The following is a 20,875-nucleotide window of genomic DNA, read 5'->3' as shown; positions in this document are numbered from 1 at the left end:
AAGGAGGATCATCATGAATATAGTAGATGCACATTGTGACGTACTTTGTAAAATGTGGCTAAACCCCTCTCTCTCTTTTGAAGATGGTCAAGGCCTTCATACGAATCTTAATCAAATGAGAAGAGTCGGAGCAAAGTTACAGCTTTTTGCGATTTATGTTCCGGAAAGTGTACCAGATTCCGCTAAATTTGATTGTGCTCTTGAAATGGTAGATCTATTTCATGAGAAGATTATTCAACCATATGATGACGTGGTAGCCGTTTACTCCAAAAAAGAAGCAGAGCAGCTTCCTGATGGAAAAATTGGGGCGATGCTCACGTTAGAAGGTGTTGATGCGATTGGTAAGGAAGCGACAAGGCTTAGGACACTTATTCGGCTCGGTGTACGATCCGTTGGCTTAACGTGGAACTACGGAAATGCGACCGCTGATGGCATTCTTGAATCAAGAGGCGCAGGATTAACCGATTTTGGGAGGAGCCTTGTCGATTTACATAACCAGCATCGGATTTGGACCGATGTTTCCCATCTTTCCGTGCGCGCCTTCTGGGATGTCGTTGAGCATGGACGTTATGTGATCGCAAGTCACTCCAATGTAAAAGCTATTTGCACGCATCCAAGAAACCTTGATAACCAGCAATTAACTGCACTGATTGAGAAGAATTCCTTGATCGGCGTTACTTTTGTACCAAAGTTTTTACGTAATGATCGAAATGCAAGTGTATCGGATATTATCCATCATATTGAACATATTTGTAGCCTTGGTGGTGCGGAGAATATTGGACTTGGCTCTGATTTTGATGGTATTGATCAAGTTCCCAAAAACTTAACATGCTACAGCGACTATCCTCGACTTGTTGAGGAGCTACATCGTTATTACAATGATGATCAGGTAAATGGCTTTTTAGGTAAAAATTTGATTGCTAGAATCCCAAGCTAAGTAAGAATTTAGTAATTGTGAGTTTTATGAGCAGGGAATTATCATCCTATTTCGAACTAGTAATATAAGCAAGCGGTTTCAGGTACTAGATTAGAAAGGGTGGGGCGTTATGATCGAACAACTTTCGTGGAAAGTTGGAGGACAGCAGGGTGAAGGAATAGACAGTACAGGAGAAATATTTGCGATTGCATTAAATCGACTTGGCTACTATTTATATGGTTACCGGCATTTCTCGTCCCGTATTAAAGGCGGGCATACGAATAATAAAATTCGCGTGAGTACGAAAGAAGTTCGAGCGGTTTCGGATGATCTCGACATGCTGATAGCGTTCGATCAAGAAACGATTGATGTCAATGCACATGAACTCCATAGCAGAGGCATCATTATTGCCGATGCCAAATTTAAACCAGTTAAGCCTGAATATTGTCAGGCGACACTTGTTATCATTCCCTTTACTGAAATCGCGACAGAACTTGGCACTTCTTTAATGAAAAACATGGTAGCAATCGGGGCTACGAGTGCGGCTCTTGGTATAGACACTGCAACGTATCAAGCGGTAGTAGAAGAAATTTTTGGTCGAAAAGGCGAAAAAGTGGTAAACAATAACATGGAAGCCATACAGCGGGGGGCGGATGCTTATATGTCATCCGTTGGAGACAGTGTTCAAACCCTTTCGCTTAAAAAGGCAGATGGAAAGAATCGCATGTTTATGATTGGGAATGATGCCATTGCACTTGGAGCTCTAGCCGGCGGAGCGAGACTAATGGCAGCCTATCCGATTACGCCAGCGTCAGAAATCATGGAGTATTTAATTAAGAAGCTCCCAGAATTTGGTGGCACTGTTGTGCAAACAGAGGATGAAATCGCGGCGGCAACGATGGCTATAGGTTCAAACTATGCAGGGGTTAGAACGTTAACAGCCTCGGCCGGACCGGGGTTATCGCTCATGATGGAAGCCATCGGGCTATCTGGTATTACCGAAACGCCGCTCGTCATCGTCGACACCCAGCGCGGGGGGCCAAGTACGGGACTTCCAACGAAGCAGGAGCAGTCGGATTTGCTGGCGATGATTTACGGAACGCATGGGGAAATTCCTAAGATTGTCATTGCGCCGAGTACCGTTGAGGAAGCATTCTATGATGCGATTGAAGCGTTTAATCTTGCGGAGGAATATCAGTGTCCCGTTATTTTGCTCTCAGATCTTCAATTATCACTTGGCAAGCAATCCGTTGAGCCGCTTGATTACAATAAGATCAACATTCGAAGGGGTAAGCTGAACGATCAAGAAATCGCTGAACGGGAAGATAAGTCGTACTATAAACGTTTTGAAATTACGGATGATGGCGTTTCAAATCGTGTCATTCCAGGAACGAAAAATGGTATTTTCCACGTAACCGGTGTTGAGCACGATGAAACAGGTAAACCTTCGGAAGTGCCACAGAACCGAAAAGACCAAATGGAGAAACGATTGCGGAAAATTCATAACATCTCCTTTCAGAATCCAATTTATAAAGCGGCGCCTCATGCAGAGGCAGATTTGCTTTTGATTGGCTTTAATTCAACGAGAGGAAGTATTGAAGAAGTAATGCCAAGACTTGAAGCAGATGGTTTAAAAGTGAATCATGCTCAAATTCGCCTTGTTCACCCTTTTCCAGCAGATGAGCTAAAGCCCATGTTGCAGGCGGCGAAGAAAGTGATCGTGATTGAACATAATGCAACTGGGCAGCTGGCAAGTCTCGTAAAAATGAATGTAGGGTACGGTGAAAAGATTGAAAGCTTATTAAAATACGATGGCAATCCGTTCTTACCAGGTGACATCCATCAACAATGCAAGGAGATGTTAGCGAATGGCCACATTTAAAGATTTTCGTAATCAGGTAAAGCCAAACTGGTGCCCAGGCTGTGGAGATTTCTCCGTTCAAGCCGCCATTCAACGAGCTGCCGCAAATGTGGGATTAGAACCTGATGACCTCGCAGTGATATCTGGTATTGGCTGTTCAGGTCGGATAAGTGGATATATTAATGCCTATGGCTTTCATGGCATTCATGGTCGATCGCTTCCGATTGCCCAGGGCGTTAAAATGGCTAACCGAGATTTAACAGTCATTGCTTCCGGTGGAGACGGAGATGGCTTTGCCATTGGCATGGGGCATACCATTCATGCGATGAGACGAAATATTGATGTGACGTATATCGTGATGGATAATCAAATCTATGGTCTAACGAAAGGGCAAACCTCTCCAACGAGTGCAGAGGGCTTCAAGACGAAAAGTACCCCTTCAGGCTCAATCGAGTCTTCTCTTTCCATCATGGAACTCGCGCTTTCAAGCGGCTGTGGTTTTGTAGCCCAAAGCTTTTCAACCGATTTAAAAGACTTAGTCGCTATCATTGAGCAAGGAATTCAACATAAAGGTTTTTCATTGATTAACGTATTTAGTCCGTGCGTCACCTTTAATAAAGTGAACACGTATGATTGGTTCAAACAAAATCTTGTTAGTTTAAAAGATATTGAAAACTATGATCCTCACAATCGGATGATGGCGATGCAAACGCTAATGGAGCACAATGGACTCGTCAAAGGGTTGATTTATCAGAATCCGAATCGCCCCTCTTATCAAGATTCTGTTCGAGGGTATAGTTCAAGCGCCTTATCAAAACAGGATCTGACTCTTCCAGAAGAAAAATTCACCGAGTTAATGGCGGAATTTATGTGAAATGAAAAGCCCTTCACGTTCTGAAGGGTTTTTTTTGTGGAAATGAGGAAGAAAACATTTTCCATAAATAAAACTATAAGTGTCCTTGTATAGAGGACACTTCATCTTTACGTTATATGTGAAAAATGATACGATGTTTGTGATAATAGGAATCATTGAACGTTTTAAAAAAGTGAGGTGTACGCAGTGGAAGGAAAAATGAAGGCGATTGTGAAGCATGAACGTGCCAAAGGTGCTCAGCTACAAACCGTTGATATTCCACAAATTAGTGATAATGAAGTACTCATACAAGTAAAAGCAACATCCATTTGCGGAACGGACGTACATATTTATACGTGGGATGAGTGGTCACAGAGTCGCGTCAATCCCCCTTATGTTTTTGGACATGAGTTTGCAGGTGTAGTCGTAGAAAAAGGGGGAAATGTTACGAATCTTGAGGTTGGCGACCATGTTTCAGCAGAAACACATATTGTTTGTAACCAATGTCCACAGTGTTTAACAGGAAAGTTTCATATTTGTGAAAACACAAAGATTATTGGGGTCGACACGGATGGCTGCTTTGCAGAATACGTAGCGCTTCCATCACAGAACATCTGGAAAAATCCCGAGTCATTATCGTTTGACGTGGCCTCTGTACAGGAGCCGATGGGTAACGCCGTTCATACAGTATTGGCAGGAGACGTAGCTGGAAAGACAGTAGCCATTATAGGCTGTGGGCCGATTGGAATAATGGCTGTAGGCGTTGCAAAAGCAGCTGGTGCTTCACAGGTTATTGCGCTTGATTTAAATGATTACCGTCTGAACCTTGCGAAAGAAATGGGTGCAACAACTGTCATCAATTCTCGAAATGAAGATCCGCTTCAAGTCGTGAAGGAGCTAACGAACGGTCATGGTGTTGACGTTGTTTGTGAAATGTCAGGACATCCGATCGCCATGAACCAGGGCTTTAAAATGGTAACAAACGGAGGACGTGTCTCCATTCTTAGTTTACCAGTTCGACCGGTTGAAATTGATGTGACGAATGACATTGTCTTTAAAGGCATTACTGTTCAAGGTATTACGGGAAGAAAAATGTTCGAAACATGGCGTCAAGTGTCAGGTCTGCTACAATCAGGGCAGGTAGATGTAGAGCCGATGATTACGCATCACTTCCCACTTGAAGACTTTGAAAAGGGCTTCGAATTAATGATTGAAGGTAAATGTGGTAAGGTAGTATTACATCCATAAGGCTCATACTTGAGCCATTACATACTAATGAGGAGGCCAATCAATGAAAGGTTTTGAATATCTCCAAGAAGAGCTTGATCAAATGCAGGAGGAAGGCGTTTTTCGTAATTTAATTCCACTTGAGTCTGCACAAGGGTCGCGCGTAACGATTAAAGGGAAAAATGTGATTCAGCTTTCATCAAATAACTATCTCGGACTAACAGACCATCCGAAAATGAAGCAAGCAGCGATTGAAGCGGTTGAAAAATACGGAGCAGGAACTGGCTCTGTTCGTACGATTGCTGGGACGCTTTCGATGCACGAACAGTTTGAAGAAAAGCTTGCCGAATTCAAGCATACGGAAGCGGCACTCGTGCTTCAATCCGGGTTTGCAACGAATCAGGCAGTACTTTCAGCAATCTTAACAAAAGAAGATGTCGTGATTTCGGATGAACTAAACCATGCTTCTATCATTGACGGCATTCGCTTAACTAAAGCGGGACGTCGCATTTACAAGCATACAGATATGGAAGACCTTGAGAATGCATTGAAGGAAACGCAAGACTATCGTACACGTCTTGTCGTAACGGATGGCGTCTTCTCAATGGACGGAAACATTGCACCGCTTACTGAAATTGTGGAGCTTTGTGAGAAGTATGATGCACTTGTGATGGTTGATGACGCTCATGCAAGTGGCGTACTTGGTGAGAACGGTCGTGGAACGGTTGACCACTTCGGCTTAAACGGACGCGTTCACATTCAAGTTGGTACGCTAAGTAAGGCGATTGGCGTTCTTGGTGGTTATATTGCAAGCACGAAAACACTTCGTGATTACTTAATTCACAAAGGTCGTCCATTCTTGTTTAGTACATCTCATCCACCAGCGGTAACAGCGGCTTGTTCAGCCGCAATTGACGTTCTTGTAGAGGAGCCAGAGTTAATTGAGAAGCTTTGGGATAACACGAAGTTCTTTAAAGCTGGCTTGAAAGAACTTGGTTTTGATACAGGTATAAGTGAAACGCCGGTTACGCCAGTGATCATTGGAGATGAGGCACTTACGCACAAGTTTTCCGATAAGCTATTTGAAAACGGCGTTTTTGCGCAGGGGATTGCGTTCCCAACTGTTGCAAAAGGAAAAGGCCGCGTTCGTACGATTGTAACAGCGCAGCATTCAAAAGAAGATCTTCAAGAAGCTTTAGACGCATTTGAGAAGTCTGCAAAAGAACTTGAAATTCTATAATTGAAAGAGAGGGGGGGCTGATCCTCCTCTTTTTTTCGGCTAATGGGATCATTCTTTATTTGTTCACCTAATCGTGCTCGGAGGCTTTTCCAGGTTTTATTGATTAAATACTCTGAAGCCCTTATAATAAAGGAATGTCCATTAGTTACACATTTCTTAATTGACAATAAAGGATAACGAATAAAACGGAAGCTTTTATAGAAATCATTTCTATTAGCGAGGTTTTTCTAAGTTTAGGAGCATTATGCTCTTTTTCATAGCAGGGTCATCCTTTTTAATTAGAAAGGAGTCGAACGACATGAACGAACAGCAGCGCCTGGATTCGCAAATCAATGTAAAGAAAACAGAGAAAACAACGGAAGATTACGCGAAGTATTTCCAGACAACGTATCAGGCACCTAACTTAAAAGATGCCAAGCGCAGAGGGAAAGAAAATGTAAACGTTCATTATGATTTTGAAATTCCGGAAAATATTAAAAACCTGGGGAAAGATAAGAAGTTTTTAATTCGCACGTACGGTTGCCAAATGAATGAACACGATACCGAAGTAATGGCAGGGATTTTTGAAGAAATGGGCTTTGAATCCACTACAGAAGTGACAGAAGCAGATGTCGTTCTCCTTAATACATGTGCGATTCGTGAAAATGCAGAGAACAAAGTGTTTGGCGAACTTGGTCATCTAAAACCTTTGAAGATGGAAAATCCAGATCTTATTATTGGTGTATGTGGATGTATGTCACAGGAAGAATCTGTGGTTAACCGCATCATGCAAAAGCATCAATTCGTTGATTTAATCTTTGGTACACATAACATTCACCGTCTTCCAGAACTGATGGAGCAAGCAGTCTTTGGGAAAGAAATGGTGATGGAAGTATGGTCAAAAGAAGGCGACATCATTGAAAACCTTCCGCGTACAAGAAAAGGCGAAATCAAAGCATGGGTTAACATCATGTACGGTTGTGATAAATTCTGTACATATTGCATTGTGCCTTATACACGAGGGAAAGAAAGAAGCCGTCGCCCTGAAGATATCATTCAGGAAGTACGCCACTTAGCCGCAAAAGGCTATAAAGAAGTGACGCTCCTCGGACAGAATGTAAACGCCTACGGGAAAGATTTAGAAGATATCGAGTACGGCCTCGGTGATCTGATGAACGAGATTCATAAGATTGATATTCCTAGAGTTCGTTTCACGACAAGTCATCCACGTGACTTTGATGATCGTCTTGTAGAAGTACTTGGTCAGGGAGGCAATCTGGTCGATCATATCCATCTTCCTGTTCAAAGTGGAAGCAATGAGGTTCTGAAGTTAATGAACCGTCGCTATACGCGCGAGACGTATTTAGAGCTAGTTCGTAAGATTAAAAAGGTGATGCCAAACGCGACCTTTACGACTGATATTATCGTTGGTTTCCCTAATGAAACGGACGAACAGTTCGAAGAAACGATGGAACTCGTAAAAGAGGTAGAGTATGACAGTGCGTATACGTTCATTTACTCCCAGCGTGATGGCACGCCAGCGGCTAAAATGACAGATAACGTACCAATGGAAGTGAAGAAAGAACGCCTTCAGCGATTGAACGCACTCGTGAATGAAATGGCGGCCAAAAACAACGCTGTTTTTGAAGGGCAAATCGTGGAAGTTCTCGTAGAAGGTGAAAGTAAGAAAAATGCGGATGTTCTTTCTGGCTATACGAGCAAGAATAAAGTGGTTAACTTTAGAGGTCCTAAATCATTAGTTGGTCAAATTGTCCAGGTGAAAATCACAAAAGCAAAAACGTGGTCACTTGATGGCGAATATATTGAAAAAACGGCTGAGGTGAATGCATAATGGTATCGAGAATGGAAGTTATTGCAAAAGCGAAAGATCTTGCGAAGCTCGTTTCTGAAACGGAAGAAGTGGATTTCTTCAAACGTGCTGAAGAAAAGATCAATGAAAACAAAAAAGTGCAAAGTTTGATTGCGCGCATTAAATTAGAACAAAAAGAAGCGGTGAACCTTCAACACTACAGCAAGCATGAAGCGTTGAAGGAGAAAGATGAGCGGATCGATAAGCTGATGCAGCAGCTTGATGAGATTCCGGTTGTACAGGAATTCAAGCGCTCGCAGTCAGATGTGAATGACCTTCTTCAGCTTGTAGCAAACACGATTTCTAACACGGTAACAGATGAGATTATCGAATCTACTGGTGGAAATGTTCTTGAAGGAACAACTGGCTCAAGTCAGCAGGGACAAGGGTGTAAGTAATCGTTACAATATGAATCTAAAAGCCTTCCAGTACACTGGAAGGCTTTTTCTATGCAATACGCACCCATTTTTCGAAATATTCCCTTAATATACTGGGTAATTATGCTAATATAAGCGAAGAGGCTGATCCTGCCACGATAGGTTTTAATTTGATGCTCTAACAAGCAGAGAGAATCGGAGGATTACCAGTTGAAACGATCTGTTATAAAAGATGATACGACGCATGTTCACCTCACTGAATGGGGAGAAGAAGAGTTTCCATTGTACGGTTAAACTTATACCGGAAACAACCCATATGTTGCATTGGGATAACCCGGAAGTTGTCGTAAACGAAATTAAATCAAATTGGAAGTAGGGATTTGAAATGCAAAGAGAGGAAAGCATCCGAGTTGTCATTGGATCAGGAGATTATTCAAATAACCCTGGCTGGATGGAAACACAGGAGTCGGAACTCGATCTATTAAACCAACAGCAGTGGCAAGAACGTTTTGACAAGTCTTCCATTCACGCAATTTTAGCAGAGCACGTCTGGGAGCACTTAACCTATGAAGAAGGGAAGAAAGCAGCGCAAACATGCTATCCGTATTTAAAGAGAAACGGCTATATTCGTTGCGCTGTGCCGGACGGGTATTTTCCAGATGAAGCTTATCAAAAAGGTGTGCAAGTTGGAGGGCCGGGACCTATCGATCATCCTGCTGCAAGCCATAAGATTGTTCATAATTATAAAACGCTAACATCAATGTTTGAAGATGCGGGCTACCAGGTACGTTTGCTCGAATATTGTAATGAAAAAGGCGAGTTTATCTATAACGAGTGGGATGAGAAAGATGGTTTTATCTATCGTTCGAAACGATTTGATCAAAGAAATGCTCAAGGAAAGTTGGGATTTGTTTCACTAATTGTCGATGCGATTAAATCGGAACAGGACAAATGAGAACTGTTTAATCCGTATGATTGGAAGGTGAACAGATCATGTCTAACTGGCATAATTGCTCCTCTGAAGTAGCTGAGTTTGTTAAGCAACTCGTGCTGAAAACGAAAAAGATACTAGGAAGTCATTACATAGGTTTCTATCTCCACGGTTCGTTAGCGGTTGGTGGGTTTAATTCAAAGCAAAGCGATCTCGACTTTTTGGTCATAACTAAAAAGGGCGTTACTGTTCAAACAAAAAAAGAGTTAGCGCAATTGTATTTATCTGCCTCAAGCAAGCCCTATCCGATCGAAATGAGTTTGCTTCGGGAAAAATACCTGAGAATTTGGGAACACCCGAGTTCCTACGATTTTCATTTTAGCGAATTTTGGAGGGAGCGGTACGAACGTGATTTAAAAACAAACGGAAGTGAATACATAAATGCACAAGTTCACAAAGACCCAGATCTTGCAGCTCATATAACAATCACGACAGAGCGAGGAATTTGTATCGATGGGCGACCGATTGAACGAACGTTTCCGAAAGTGCCGAGGGAACATTATATATCCTCTATTTTAGGAGATTTTGAAGAATGTGTAGAAGGAATGGCAAGTAACCCTATTTATAGTATCCTAAACACGATAAGGGTTTATTGGTATTTGAAGGATGGAGTGATTTCCTCAAAGAAAGAGGCTGGGATTTGGGGGTTAGACTCCCTGCCAATAGAGCTTAAGTTTACTGTTGAAAAAGCAATTCATTGTTACTTAGATGGAGAGAGACCCTATGAATTTAACAGAGAAGAGTTATTGCCTTTTACTCATTACATAACAAAAGAAGTTCGAGCCTACTTGATATGACAACTAAATCTAGGAGGGGACCGTTTGCGCATTTTTCATGTCAGTGAAGAAGACGATATTCATGAATTTCAGCCAAGGGTTCCTACGCGTCAAGATCTTGACCAAACAACGGGGCTTGTATGGGCGGTTAACGAAGCTTGTTTACCCAATTATTTAACACCACGGAATTGTCCACGCATTTGCTTTCATGTCGGGCCAAATACGTCAGATGCTGATAAAGAAATGTATCTTTCAGCGAGCGGTCAGCATGTTGTCATCATTGAAAACAGTTGGTTTGAGAGGATGACTAATACCAAACTCTACTTGTATGAGTTTGATCCAATTTATTTTAACCTTCAGGATGACAATGCCGGCTATTATGTCAGTGAAGTGACTCAAGTGCCTATGAGTAAAATTAAGATTGAAAACCCCTTGCACGAGCTATTCCGTCGCCAAGTCGAAGTGAGGTTTGTTAATCATTTGTGGGATCTCTATGATGACATTCAACAAACAACGCTTCGTTGGTCCATGTGTCGGATGAGGCATGCAAGGCCGAGGAGCTAGGAAGAGAGGAGAAATAATATGAAGCTTGGACATCCAGTCGCTTCTGGAAATACAGCCCACATCTACATTGTTCAAGACAAGATTGTGAAGGTATTCCGGGAAGACCTTCCAGATGGAACCTCTTTCTATGAAGCTGAGAAGCAACGTTACGCCTTATCAAAAGGTCTTCCGGTCCCGAAAATTATTGATGTAACGAAAATAGACCGGAGACAGGCGCTTGTCATGGAAAAGATTAGCGGTCGCACTTTAGGTGATCTTCTTTTAGAAAATAGGGATCAAGCAGAGTATTACATGGAACTTTCAGTTGAAATTCAGCAAAGTATTCACCGGATTATAGCCAATTCCTTTGAACCGATGTCTAAAAAACTAACACGGAAAATCGAAATGGCGGAAGCCTTGACTTGTAATCAAAAAACAGCGTTAATTCGTATGTTAAATGAGAAGTCTGCTAAGACGGAGCTGTGTCACGGTGATTTTCATCTCTTTAATTTGATTATGGGTGAGCAAGTGACCATTATTGATTGGGTTGATGCAAGTGCAGGAGATCGTCGAGCGGATGTATACAGAACGTATCTTTTGTATACACAATCTTCAAGCGAATTAGCAAAAATGTATTTACAACTTTATTGCAAAAAAAGCGGTTTATCGAAAGAGGAGATTATGGAATGGGCGCCGATTGTCGCTGGGGCAAGATTAGCCGAAGGTGTATTATCAGAAGACAATGGTCGACTATTAGAGATTGTCGATCAGTATATATAAGCCTGGAGGATAAATTTCCTGTTAGGTTTATTTTTTTAAGTAATATAATTTTCACATACCATACTTTTTTAAAAAAATAACAAAAGGTTGTAAAGCATTGGACATTCGATACATAGACTGATAGTGGAACAGCCTTTATATATAAAAAAACTTTTATTCTATGGTGTTGGTTATGTTCTTTTGCTGTGAAGAAAAAAAGAGGAACACTGGTCGTTTGTCTTGCATAGGATGAGAATGAAGATTGGAAGAGGAGGTATGATCGATGTCAGAGGAATATAATTACAGAGAGATATTCGCCAAAGCTGTTTGCGGAAAAGGGCGTAAATTTACACAGGATACAAACACAGTAACACCAACTCATAAGCCTTCTAGTATTCTGGGTTGTTGGATTATTAACAATCAATTCACTGCCAAGAAGCGTGGTGACGTTGTCCAAGTTGAAGGCTCTTATGACATTAATATCTGGTATTCTTACAGCCATAATACCAAAACAGAAGTCGTAACCGAAACAGTTAAATACCATGAAGAAATTCCTCTTCGTTACAAAGACAAAGACTGTGTTGCAGACGAAGTTGTCGCAAAAGCAATTCAGGAGCCTAACTGTCTCGAAGCGACTATTGCGCCGAGCGGTCATAAGGTGATTGTACAAGTGGAAAGAGAGTTTCTTGTAGAAGTTATCGGAGAAACAAAGATTTGCGTATACGTAAATCCCGACGGCTGTGGAGATGACGACGATGATTGGGATTATGATGTAGATGATGAAGAGTTTGAGGATTTAGATCCGAACTTCTTAATTGGTGATCTTGAAGAATAGTGCGTCCAGGGAGAAGCAATCCTTCTTCCTGGTTTTTATTTTGTGATAAAGTACGACTGCTTAAACAGAAGCTTCCGCTTTACTGATATGCTATACTGTTAGGTGAATAGATTTAAGATTGGTGGAGAAGAAACATGGCTCGATATACCCCGATGATGGAACAATATTTGCGAATTAAGGCAGAGTACCAGGATGCCTTTTTATTTTTTCGTTTAGGCGATTTTTATGAAATGTTCTTTGATGACGCGATGCGCGCATCGAAGGAATTGGAAATTACATTAACAAGCAGAGATGGTGGGGGAGAAGGTCGAATTCCGATGTGCGGTGTCCCGTATCATTCTGCTGAAAACTATATATCACAGCTCGTAACCAAGGGTTATAAAATTGCAATTTGTGAGCAAACGGAAGATCCGAAACAGGCCAAAGGCGTCGTTCGAAGAGAAGTCGTTCAGCTTATTACACCAGGAACGGTCATGTCAGACCATTTAATTAAAGAAAAAGAAAACAACTACATTGTCGCGATCTCCTCATTTGATGATGAGACGTTTGCGCTTGCAGCAAATGATTTAACGACGGGTGAATCCATGGCAACGATTTTAGCTGGCGATCATCATGAAGTGATCGGTGAGCTTTCAAATCTTGCCCCACGTGAAGTGATTCTTGCGAGCGATAGCGAAGCGCTATCGAACGCGATTCAGGAGCGGATGACCGTAACTGTATCGATTGAAGATGACGTGACAATTCCAGAATCACTTAAGTCGTTAAGTGACCATATCGATCAGCCTAAGCTTCTTCAAGTCTTTGGCAGGCTACTTCAGTATTTGATACGTACCCAGAAGCGATCAATGGATCACCTCCAGCCGCTTCGTCACTATCACGTTTCTCAATACATGAAGCTTGACGTGAATTCAAAACGAAACCTTGAGCTCGTTGAGACGATTCGCGATAAAAAGCGGACAGGCTCTCTTGTCTGGTTCTTAGATAGTTCTGTAACGGCAATGGGTGGGCGTTTATTAAAGCAGTGGGTTGAACGCCCGCTCTTACAGCAACGAGAAATTGAGAAGCGCCAGGAGCTTGTTGAGACGCTCATGAAGCAGTTTTTTGAACGGGAAACGATTCGTGAACAGCTCCAAGGCGTTTATGATTTGGAGCGACTTGCAGGGAAAGTAGCCTTTGGAAACCTCAATGCGCGTGACCTCGTACAGCTACGAAAATCGCTTGAGAAAATTCCAGAGATTAAGCAGGCAGTGGGCTCGCTTGATAACCCTTATGCGAATGAGCTTGCAGAAGAAATCCTTCCATGTGATGACCTCGTTCACCTATTACAAGATGCGATTGAAGACAATCCGCCACTTTCTGTGAAAGAAGGGCAAATGATTCGCGACGGCTATCATGCCGATTTAGATAAATACCGTGATGCGAGCCGGAACGGTAAGGACTGGATCGCGGCGCTTCAAATGCAAGAGCGTGAGCGTACGGGCATTAAATCGCTTAAGATAGGCTACAACAAAGTGTTTGGCTATTATATCGAAATTACGAGGTCAAATCTTGCGAACCTCCCAGAAGGTCGCTATGAGCGGAAACAAACGCTTTCCAATGCGGAACGGTTTATTACGCCTGAATTGAAAGAAAAAGAAACGCTTATTTTAGAAGCGGAAGAAAAGATTGTGGATCTAGAGTATAGCTTGTTTACTAACTTACGCGAAGAAGTAAAAGCCTATATTCCTGAGCTTCAGCAGCTTGCAAGAAAAATTAGCGAGCTTGACGTTCTTCAATCGTTTGCAGTTGTAAGTGAAGAGAATCGCTTCACCAAACCGGTCTTCTCCAAAGAGCGTAAAGTAGCGGTTGAAGGTGGACGTCACCCGGTTGTTGAAAAAATGTTGAAGGGCAGAGAGTATGTTGCGAACGACGTGATGATGGATCGTGATCGTGAAATCCTCTTAATTACGGGTCCAAACATGAGTGGTAAAAGTACGTATATGCGCCAGCTTGCGCTGATTTCCATTCTTGGACAAATCGGCTGCTTCGTTCCTGCTGAAACCGCAGTCCTTCCTGTGTTTGATCAGATTTTCACCCGAATTGGAGCGGCAGATGACCTTGCAGCAGGACAAAGTACGTTTATGGTGGAAATGCTCGAAGCAAACTACGCAATTACCCGTGCTACGCAGGATAGCTTGATTTTGCTTGATGAAATTGGCCGCGGGACCTCAACCTATGACGGTATGGCCCTCGCACAGTCAATTATTGAATATGTGCATAGCGAAGTCCGAGCGAAGACGCTGTTTTCCACGCACTACCATGAACTTACAACGCTTGAGGAAGATCTTGAACGCGTAAAGAATGTACACGTTAAAGCGGTTGAAGAAAAGGGAAGAGTTGTTTTCCTACACCGTGTCCATGACGGCTCCGCAGATAAAAGTTACGGTATTCACGTGGCGCAACTTGCGAACTTACCTGATGCGCTCATTCAGCGTGCAGAAGCCATACTAGCTGAATTTGAGGCGGAACCTGATGGAGTGAAAGCCCCAAAGGTGCCAGAGGAGAAACCTCGTTCTGAAGTAAAAGAAGACGAAGCGCAGCTTGCCTTCTTCGATCAGGCAGAAGATAAGAAAAAGCCTGCTCGTTCGTCAGGAGAAAAAGCGATTCTCGATCGACTGAAATCAGTGGATATTATGGAAATGACGCCTATGGATGCGATTAATACACTATATGAATTAAAGAAACAGTTAAAGTCTTAGAGAAAGGGTGAGGAAGATGGGAAAGATCGTACAGCTTGATGATCAGCTTTCAAACAAAATAGCTGCCGGTGAAGTGGTGGAAAGGCCGGCCTCTGTTGTGAAGGAACTTGTGGAAAATGCGATTGATGCAGAAAGCAGTGAAATCACAATTGAAATTGAAGAGGGCGGTCTTTCCAAAATTCGCATCGTTGATAATGGAAGCGGAATGGACGAGGAAGACTGCAAGCTTGCTTTTTTCCGTCATGCGACGAGTAAAATCAAAAACGAACGTGATTTGTTTCAGATCGAAACCCTCGGTTTTAGAGGGGAAGCTCTTCCTAGTATCGCAGCGGTTTCTCACTTAGAACTGAAAACGTCTACGGGAGATGCTGCGGGCACGTACGTTAGAATCGAAGCAGGAAAAGTCGCGGAATTTAAAGCGACGGATAGTCGTAAAGGAACGGAAATGACGATTACGGGCTTGTTTTACAATACGCCTGCTCGCTTAAAGCACATGAAAACCGTTCATACCGAGCTTGCGAACGTGGCGGACGTCATTAACCGTCAGGCGATGGCTCATCCTGACATTGCTTTCCGCTTCTTCCATAACGGGAAGAAGCTATTGTCAACGACAGGAAACGGCGACCTTTTACAAGTGATTGCGTCCATCTACGGCTATAACACAGCGCGTAAAATGCTTCCACTAAAAGCAGAGACAATTGATTTTTCTGTCAGCGGCTATGCAGCAAAGCCGGAGTTGACCCGCGCTTCTCGTCAGTATATTTCGCTAATCATTAACGGCCGTTACATCAAGAATTTCACGATCTCAAAAGGCATTCAGCAGGGGTATCATACGCTTCTTCCAATCGGACGCTATCCGATCGTTGTGCTTCATATTAAAATGAACCCAACGCTCATCGATGTGAACGTACATCCCTCAAAGTTGGAAGCGCGGATTAGTAAGGAACAGGATCTTGCTCTTGCGATTGAGAATGCCATAAAAGGTATTTTCAAAAAAATTGAGCTCATACCTGAGCAAGCTCCTCCAAAGAAAAAAGAAGAGGAAAGCGAGCAACCAGCATTCCAGTTTCAACACAAGGTTTTGGAGAAAGAGCCGGAAGACATTCCAATTCGTCGTGAATGGACGCAAGAGAAGGCGGAACCTTCGGAAGAACAACCGAAGCCACAGAAAGATTTGCTTCAACCTTTTAGTATAAAGGAAGAGATTCAAACCGAGCATTACGAGCCGCGTATGCCCCCAGCACATTCACAATCATCTGAAACCCGAGATGAGCTTGAGATGGCGATGGACTATGTGAAGGAGACAAATAGTGATTCACGCATCCCGCCGCTTTACCCGATCGGGCAAATGCATGGAACGTATATCCTAGCGCAGAATGAGAACGGGCTCTACATCATCGATCAGCATGCCGCCCAGGAACGCATTAAATACGAGTTCTATCGCGAAAAAGTAGGCGAGATCGATCCAGTTGTACAAGAGCTTCTCGTTCCGATTACGCTTGAGTACAACACGTCAGAGTCTGCGATCATTGATAGCCGGATCGATGACCTTGCGAAAGTTGGCGTCTTCTTAGAATCATTCGGACCCAACAGCTATATGGTGAGTGCTCACCCGGTTTGGTTCCCAAAAGGTGCTGAACAAAATACGATTGAGGAATTGATTCAGGAGGTCGTTGATAATCGTAGAATTGATGTGAAGAAGCTACGTGAGGAAGCGGCGATCATGATGTCCTGTAAGAAGTCGATTAAAGCGAATCGTCATCTTCGTGATGACGAGGTGTTTACGCTCTTAGAGACGCTTAGACAATCTGTTGATCCGTATACGTGTCCACACGGGCGACCGATCATTATTCATTATTCCACCTATGAAATGGAAAAAATGTTTAAGCGGGTTATGTAACGAGCACAATGAGAAAAGAATGCAGGAAAGTACGTGAGAGTAATGGATAAACAAAAATTAGTAACGGTTCTAGGGCCAACAGCGGTAGGTAAAACAAAGACAAGTATTGAACTTGCGAAGGCGCTTGACGGTGAAATCATTAGCGGCGACTCGATGCAAATATACCGTGGCATGGACATTGGAACAGCGAAAGTAACGGAAAAAGAAATGGAAGGCATCCCTCATTATTTAATCGATATTAAGGAGCCAACGGAAAGCTTTTCAGCTGCTGAATTCCAAATGCTTGCGACCGAACTTGTTACAGAAATTAATGGTCGAGGAAAAGTGCCAATTATTGCTGGGGGGACGGGTCTTTACGTGAAATCCGTTACCCATCAGTATGCTTTTTCAGAAGCAAAGGAAGATCCGGCATACCGACAGCAACTTGAGCAACGTGCGGAAGAAGAAGGGCCAAATACGTTCCACGCACGATTGAAAGACGTCGATCCAGTTAGCTACGAAACGATTCATCCAAACAATATACGGAGAGTCATTCGGGCTCTAGAAGTGTATCACGTAACGGGTGAGCCAGTTTCCTCCTCAAAAGATGCTTTACCTGAGGAGTCTCCCTATAATCTAGTAAATGTCGGTCTTACCATGGAACGTGATATCTTGTATGAGCGAATTAACAAGCGTGTCGACCTGATGTTGGATGCTGGACTTCTTGAAGAAGCCAAGTGTCTCTACAATAATGGTGTTCGTAACTGTCAATCCGTGCAGGCCATTGGCTACAAAGAAATCTACAATTATCTTGAAGGTCGGGTTTCATTCGAACAGGCAGTGCTTGAGTTAAAGCAGAACTCAAGAAGGTATGCCAAACGGCAACTAACGTGGTTTCGTCATCAAATGGCGATGGACTGGAATGACATGACAGCGCATCGTGAAGAAAAAATTGAAGAAATCTTAAAAGTTGTTGCAGGAAAGTTAGCAGAAAGATAGAAATGTAGTAAAGGAATGCCTTTAGAGAAAAAGAGGAGGACTGACAATGAAGCAGCAAATTAACATCCAGGATCAATTCCTGAACCAATTAAGAAAAGACAACGTTTTTGTAACGGTGTACCTGCTTAACGGATTCCAGCTAAAAGGGACAATTAAAGGATTTGATAATTTCACGATTATCCTTGAGTCCGATGGAAAACAACAGTTGATTTACAAACACGCCATTTCTACGTTCGCGCCACAGCGATCCGTTGAAATAAATTTTGAGTCTGATAAGTAAACACATAGTCCCTCGTTCTGGTTTAAGCAGGATGAGGGACTTTTTCATATTCATTTATGAAGAAATTTGCTGCTTTTCCATATAATCAAAATAGCGTTTCAGGGTGAGGTCGGCTTTTAGTCCAAACTGCATTCGTAGCTGCTCGACAGAAAGATCATTTTCGATCGCTTTGATGACGCACGTACGTCTCATATGCTGAGCTGATACTCCTTTTCGGATTCCAGCGCGCTGAACTTCAAGGCGAATCATTTTTTGCACGGCGATTTCTGTTAAGCGCTTTGGACGATCGACTTCATAGCTCCAGCGATACGTCTGGCGTTGAAAGTCAAACGAAACAAAAAGCGGATCATCGCTATGAAGTCGTGGTCTAACCGGCGCTGGAATCGTATGATAATAGTCGAACAAAATTTTCTTGTGTTCAGGATCTAATTGTACCGTTCGTTTTCCTAATGCCGAAGTGACGCGTAGTTCATTTTGTTCGAAAGAAATGTCTTTCATAGAAAGCGCACAGAGCTCTTGTAACGTTAGTCCGTAATTGAGGAAAAGTCTGGCGATCATTAAATTTCGATCAATTAGAAATTCACGCGCTCTTAATTGGTTGTCCGTTAAATCGTGAAGTGACACAATCGTCTTGAGCAGCTTCTCGGCTTCTTCCTCTTGGAGAAAGTCGGTTTTGATATAACCGGCGTCTTCGTTCGTAGGAAGGACGACTTCTTTCATTGGATTGGTCTTTGTTCGATTTAACGACATATAATAACGATATACTTGATTTAATACAGTCATAATTCTCTTTAACGTCCGCTCTGAATAATGACGCTCAAGGTGCAAATAGCGAACGTACTCCTGAAGCTGCTCCGTTGTCAGATTACGAAAGTTCTCGAAATCGACCTTTCGATGGAGCGTCCGATACCAGACGGTAAAATCTACGAGGTCATAGCGATAGCGGCGGAGTGTAGATGCCTTACGTCCCTTTCGTTCGAGCGACTGCAAGTACTCTTCTAGAAAGTCTGGAAGCGACTGAGTAAAAAGCTCCATTCGATGATCACCTCTCATTTTGTTCCATTATAACAAAATCTGTGCACGACTTGTTTCACAAAGGGTTACATGTTTTTGGGATAATTGGAAATACTATTAATAACCAAATCGTAAAGGAGCGGTTAGACATGGCCTTTTTTTCAAAACAGCAGCAGGAACCTATTCCAGAAGTAGATACAGACGTCTGGTCTTGTTCGAGTGGAGATTGTGCTGGCTGGATGCGAGCCGATTACTCGTTTTCTGATACACCAGCTTGCCCGTTATGTGGTGCTGAGATGATGAGTGAAGTTCGAAACCTTCCTGAAATTAAATAATGGTGGAGGGAACACATGAATAAAATTGTTGAGAAAATTAGGGATAAAGCGGAACAAATTGTTAGCGTCACGAAAGCAGCAGGTAAAGGGAAACATGTTGCTTCGATGCAGCACTTTTATGACGTTTTTACCGAACTTCCTGAAGTGCAAAAGAAAGAGATTTCTCATTTGAGAAGTCGTTTTGTTTTATATACGCTTAACGACGAGGATATATTCATGAAGATCCTTGAACGTTCGGATCGGCACATACTTGAGATTGATGTCGTCGAAAAAGGCGAGGTACTTACGCACTACAGATCTTATGAAGCCAAAAAGGGTGAACCCAAAATTCATATTCCTGAATCCTTTGTTGACAGGATCGGGGTAAGTTAAACACTCCTAACGAGTGTTTTTCTTTTGGGCGTTTGTCACGGATTCTGGGCAGGTGCGTATACTATCGTGTCAGAATAAAGCGAGGTGAGCATCGTGCAGCAAACCGTAACAAAGCGAAAAGGTCAAATTAACATCGTCCTTCGTCAAACAGAAGGGCTTCAGGAGACGGCGGATGCCGCACTTAGTCAAGCAACAAAAAAACATATGCCGCTCGAGCGAATTCAGAAGGAAATGGAACAGCTAATCGGATTAAAAGAAATGAAATACTTATTAAAAGAAGTATATGCCTGGCTTTATGTGAACAAGTGCAGAGAGGAAAATGGCTTAAAACAAAATACGCAGGCGCTTCACATGATGTTCAAGGGAAATCCAGGGACAGGAAAAACAACGGTAGCTCGCCTGTTAGGAACGCTCTTCCTCGAAATGAACGTTCTTTCAAAAGGTCATCTAATTGAAGTGGAGCGAGCCGATCTTGTCGGGGAATACATTGGTCATACCGCTCAAAAAACGAGAGAGCTTGTTAAGAAAGCAAAGGGTGGCATTCTGTTTATTGATGAAGCCTATTCGCTTGCGCGAGGTGGCGAAAAGGATTTTGGGAAAGAAGCAATTGATACGCTTGTGAAGGCTATGGAAGATCACCATAAAGATTTTATTCTCATCCTAGCAGGCTATTCAGAAGAAATGGAGCACTTCCTATCGCTAAATCCAGGATTACCGTCTCGTTTTCCCCTTGTCATTGATTTCCCGGATTATTCAAATGAACAGCTTCTGGAGATCGCAAAAAAGATGGCAGCAGAGAGGCAGTACCGCTTCTCAAGAGAGACGGAGTGGAAGCTAAAGCAAAGCTTTATAAAAAAGCGCGAACTCGAAACAAGTGCGTTTAGCAACGGTCGTTTTGTTCGAAACATCATTGAAAAAGCGATTCGTAAGCAGGCAGTCCGCTTACTTCAAGCAGATAACCTAGATCGCTCGACGCTCGAGCTTCTCTTACCAGAAGACATCCCTATAGAAGATTAAATGCGCATCTGGTA

The 20,875-nt window shown here is 42.7% G+C and carries 20 protein-coding genes and 1 pseudogene; 20 read left to right on the top strand and 1 reads right to left on the bottom strand.

Annotation, left to right across the window (positions count from 1 at the left end):
- Positions 1 to 13 precede the first annotated feature (13 nt).
- The 17 genes and pseudogenes from LC090_RS11990 (at position 14) to hfq (ending at position 18,123) form a co-directional block, all read left to right on the top strand.
- Entirely contained in the window at positions 14 to 937 is a 924-nt protein-coding gene (locus LC090_RS11990) for a dipeptidase (protein WP_226658265.1), read from the top strand.
- A gap of 109 nt (positions 938 to 1,046) precedes the next feature.
- Positions 1,047 to 2,798 carry a 2-oxoacid:acceptor oxidoreductase subunit alpha gene (locus LC090_RS11985; protein WP_226658264.1) on the top strand — a complete coding sequence of 584 codons (1,752 nt, stop codon included), beginning with the start codon at positions 1,047 to 1,049 and terminating at the stop codon, positions 2,796 to 2,798.
- On the top strand, positions 2,785 to 3,651 hold the full coding sequence (locus tag LC090_RS11980) for a 2-oxoacid:ferredoxin oxidoreductase subunit beta (protein ID WP_226658263.1): 867 nt from the start codon (positions 2,785 to 2,787) through the stop codon (positions 3,649 to 3,651). The genes LC090_RS11985 and LC090_RS11980 overlap by 14 nt, the downstream gene beginning before the upstream one ends.
- 186 nt (positions 3,652 to 3,837) lie before the next feature.
- Positions 3,838 to 4,878, top strand: a complete 1,041-nt coding sequence (gene tdh, locus LC090_RS11975; protein WP_226658262.1) for an L-threonine 3-dehydrogenase — start codon at positions 3,838 to 3,840, stop codon at positions 4,876 to 4,878.
- 43 nt (positions 4,879 to 4,921) lie between these two features.
- The gene (locus LC090_RS11970) at positions 4,922 to 6,097 is read left to right on the top strand and encodes a glycine C-acetyltransferase (RefSeq protein ID WP_226658261.1); all 1,176 of its coding nucleotides are present in this window, start codon (positions 4,922 to 4,924) and stop codon (positions 6,095 to 6,097) included.
- A gap of 298 nt (positions 6,098 to 6,395) precedes the next feature.
- The gene (gene miaB / locus LC090_RS11965) at positions 6,396 to 7,928 is read left to right on the top strand and encodes a tRNA (N6-isopentenyl adenosine(37)-C2)-methylthiotransferase MiaB (RefSeq protein ID WP_226658260.1); all 1,533 of its coding nucleotides are present in this window, start codon (positions 6,396 to 6,398) and stop codon (positions 7,926 to 7,928) included.
- Positions 7,928 to 8,344, top strand: coding sequence for a RicAFT regulatory complex protein RicA family protein (locus LC090_RS11960; RefSeq protein WP_226658259.1), 417 nt, complete (start codon positions 7,928 to 7,930; stop codon positions 8,342 to 8,344). Before miaB ends, LC090_RS11960 begins: the two co-directional genes overlap by 1 nt.
- 268 nt (positions 8,345 to 8,612) lie before the next feature.
- Positions 8,613 to 8,699: pseudogene (locus LC090_RS11955) on the top strand (alpha/beta hydrolase); the annotation flags it as partial.
- Positions 8,700 to 8,708: 9 nt separating this feature from the next.
- Positions 8,709 to 9,278, top strand: a complete 570-nt coding sequence (locus LC090_RS11950) for a class I SAM-dependent methyltransferase (protein WP_226658258.1) — start codon at positions 8,709 to 8,711, stop codon at positions 9,276 to 9,278.
- Between the two features lie 38 nt (positions 9,279 to 9,316).
- Positions 9,317 to 10,111 carry an aminoglycoside adenylyltransferase domain-containing protein gene (locus tag LC090_RS11945; RefSeq protein WP_226658257.1) on the top strand — a complete coding sequence of 265 codons (795 nt, stop codon included), beginning with the start codon at positions 9,317 to 9,319 and terminating at the stop codon, positions 10,109 to 10,111.
- A gap of 24 nt (positions 10,112 to 10,135) precedes the next feature.
- A complete protein-coding gene (locus tag LC090_RS11940) occupies positions 10,136 to 10,654 on the top strand; it encodes a DUF6886 family protein (RefSeq protein ID WP_226658256.1) in 519 nt (172 codons plus the stop codon).
- An 18-nt stretch (positions 10,655 to 10,672) separates the two neighbouring features.
- Positions 10,673 to 11,413 (top strand): phosphotransferase family protein, encoded by a 741-nt coding sequence (locus tag LC090_RS11935; protein ID WP_226658255.1) that lies wholly within the window; start codon positions 10,673 to 10,675, stop codon positions 11,411 to 11,413.
- A 262-nt stretch (positions 11,414 to 11,675) separates the two neighbouring features.
- Entirely contained in the window at positions 11,676 to 12,227 is a 552-nt protein-coding gene (locus tag LC090_RS11930) for an outer spore coat protein CotE (protein ID WP_226658254.1), read from the top strand.
- 134 nt (positions 12,228 to 12,361) lie between these two features.
- Entirely contained in the window at positions 12,362 to 14,965 is a 2,604-nt protein-coding gene (gene mutS / locus LC090_RS11925; protein WP_226658253.1) for a DNA mismatch repair protein MutS, read from the top strand.
- Between the two features lie 16 nt (positions 14,966 to 14,981).
- Positions 14,982 to 16,865 carry a DNA mismatch repair endonuclease MutL gene (gene mutL / locus LC090_RS11920; RefSeq protein ID WP_226658252.1) on the top strand — a complete coding sequence of 628 codons (1,884 nt, stop codon included), beginning with the start codon at positions 14,982 to 14,984 and terminating at the stop codon, positions 16,863 to 16,865.
- A 33-nt stretch (positions 16,866 to 16,898) separates the two neighbouring features.
- Entirely contained in the window at positions 16,899 to 17,843 is a 945-nt protein-coding gene (gene miaA / locus LC090_RS11915; RefSeq protein ID WP_226658251.1) for a tRNA (adenosine(37)-N6)-dimethylallyltransferase MiaA, read from the top strand.
- A gap of 46 nt (positions 17,844 to 17,889) precedes the next feature.
- Positions 17,890 to 18,123: an RNA chaperone Hfq gene (hfq, locus tag LC090_RS11910; RefSeq protein ID WP_048309744.1), complete on the top strand. Its 234-nt coding sequence runs from the start codon at positions 17,890 to 17,892 to the stop codon at positions 18,121 to 18,123.
- 54 nt (positions 18,124 to 18,177) lie between these two features.
- Here the strand turns inward: hfq and LC090_RS11905 are convergent, their stop codons facing one another.
- The gene (locus tag LC090_RS11905) at positions 18,178 to 19,158 is read right to left on the bottom strand and encodes a tyrosine-type recombinase/integrase (RefSeq protein WP_226658250.1); all 981 of its coding nucleotides are present in this window, start codon (positions 19,156 to 19,158) and stop codon (positions 18,178 to 18,180) included.
- 128 nt (positions 19,159 to 19,286) lie between these two features.
- Between LC090_RS11905 and LC090_RS11900 the strand changes: the two genes are divergently transcribed.
- The 3 genes from LC090_RS11900 to spoVK all read left to right on the top strand — a co-directional run bounded on the left by LC090_RS11900 (position 19,287) and on the right by spoVK (position 20,861).
- A complete protein-coding gene (locus LC090_RS11900) occupies positions 19,287 to 19,472 on the top strand; it encodes a cold-shock protein (RefSeq protein WP_224600068.1) in 186 nt (61 codons plus the stop codon).
- A 15-nt stretch (positions 19,473 to 19,487) separates the two neighbouring features.
- Entirely contained in the window at positions 19,488 to 19,844 is a 357-nt protein-coding gene (locus tag LC090_RS11895; RefSeq protein ID WP_226658249.1) for a hypothetical protein, read from the top strand.
- Between the two features lie 90 nt (positions 19,845 to 19,934).
- Entirely contained in the window at positions 19,935 to 20,861 is a 927-nt protein-coding gene (gene spoVK / locus LC090_RS11890) for a stage V sporulation protein K (protein WP_226658459.1), read from the top strand.
- Positions 20,862 to 20,875 lie beyond the last annotated feature (14 nt).

Source organism: Guptibacillus hwajinpoensis, assembly GCF_020524165.1.
GTDB lineage: Bacteria > Bacillota > Bacilli > Bacillales > Guptibacillaceae > Guptibacillus > Guptibacillus hwajinpoensis_D.
The sequence above is the reverse complement of the archived record's forward strand: the minus strand, read 5'-3'. Positions and strand labels throughout refer to the sequence as shown.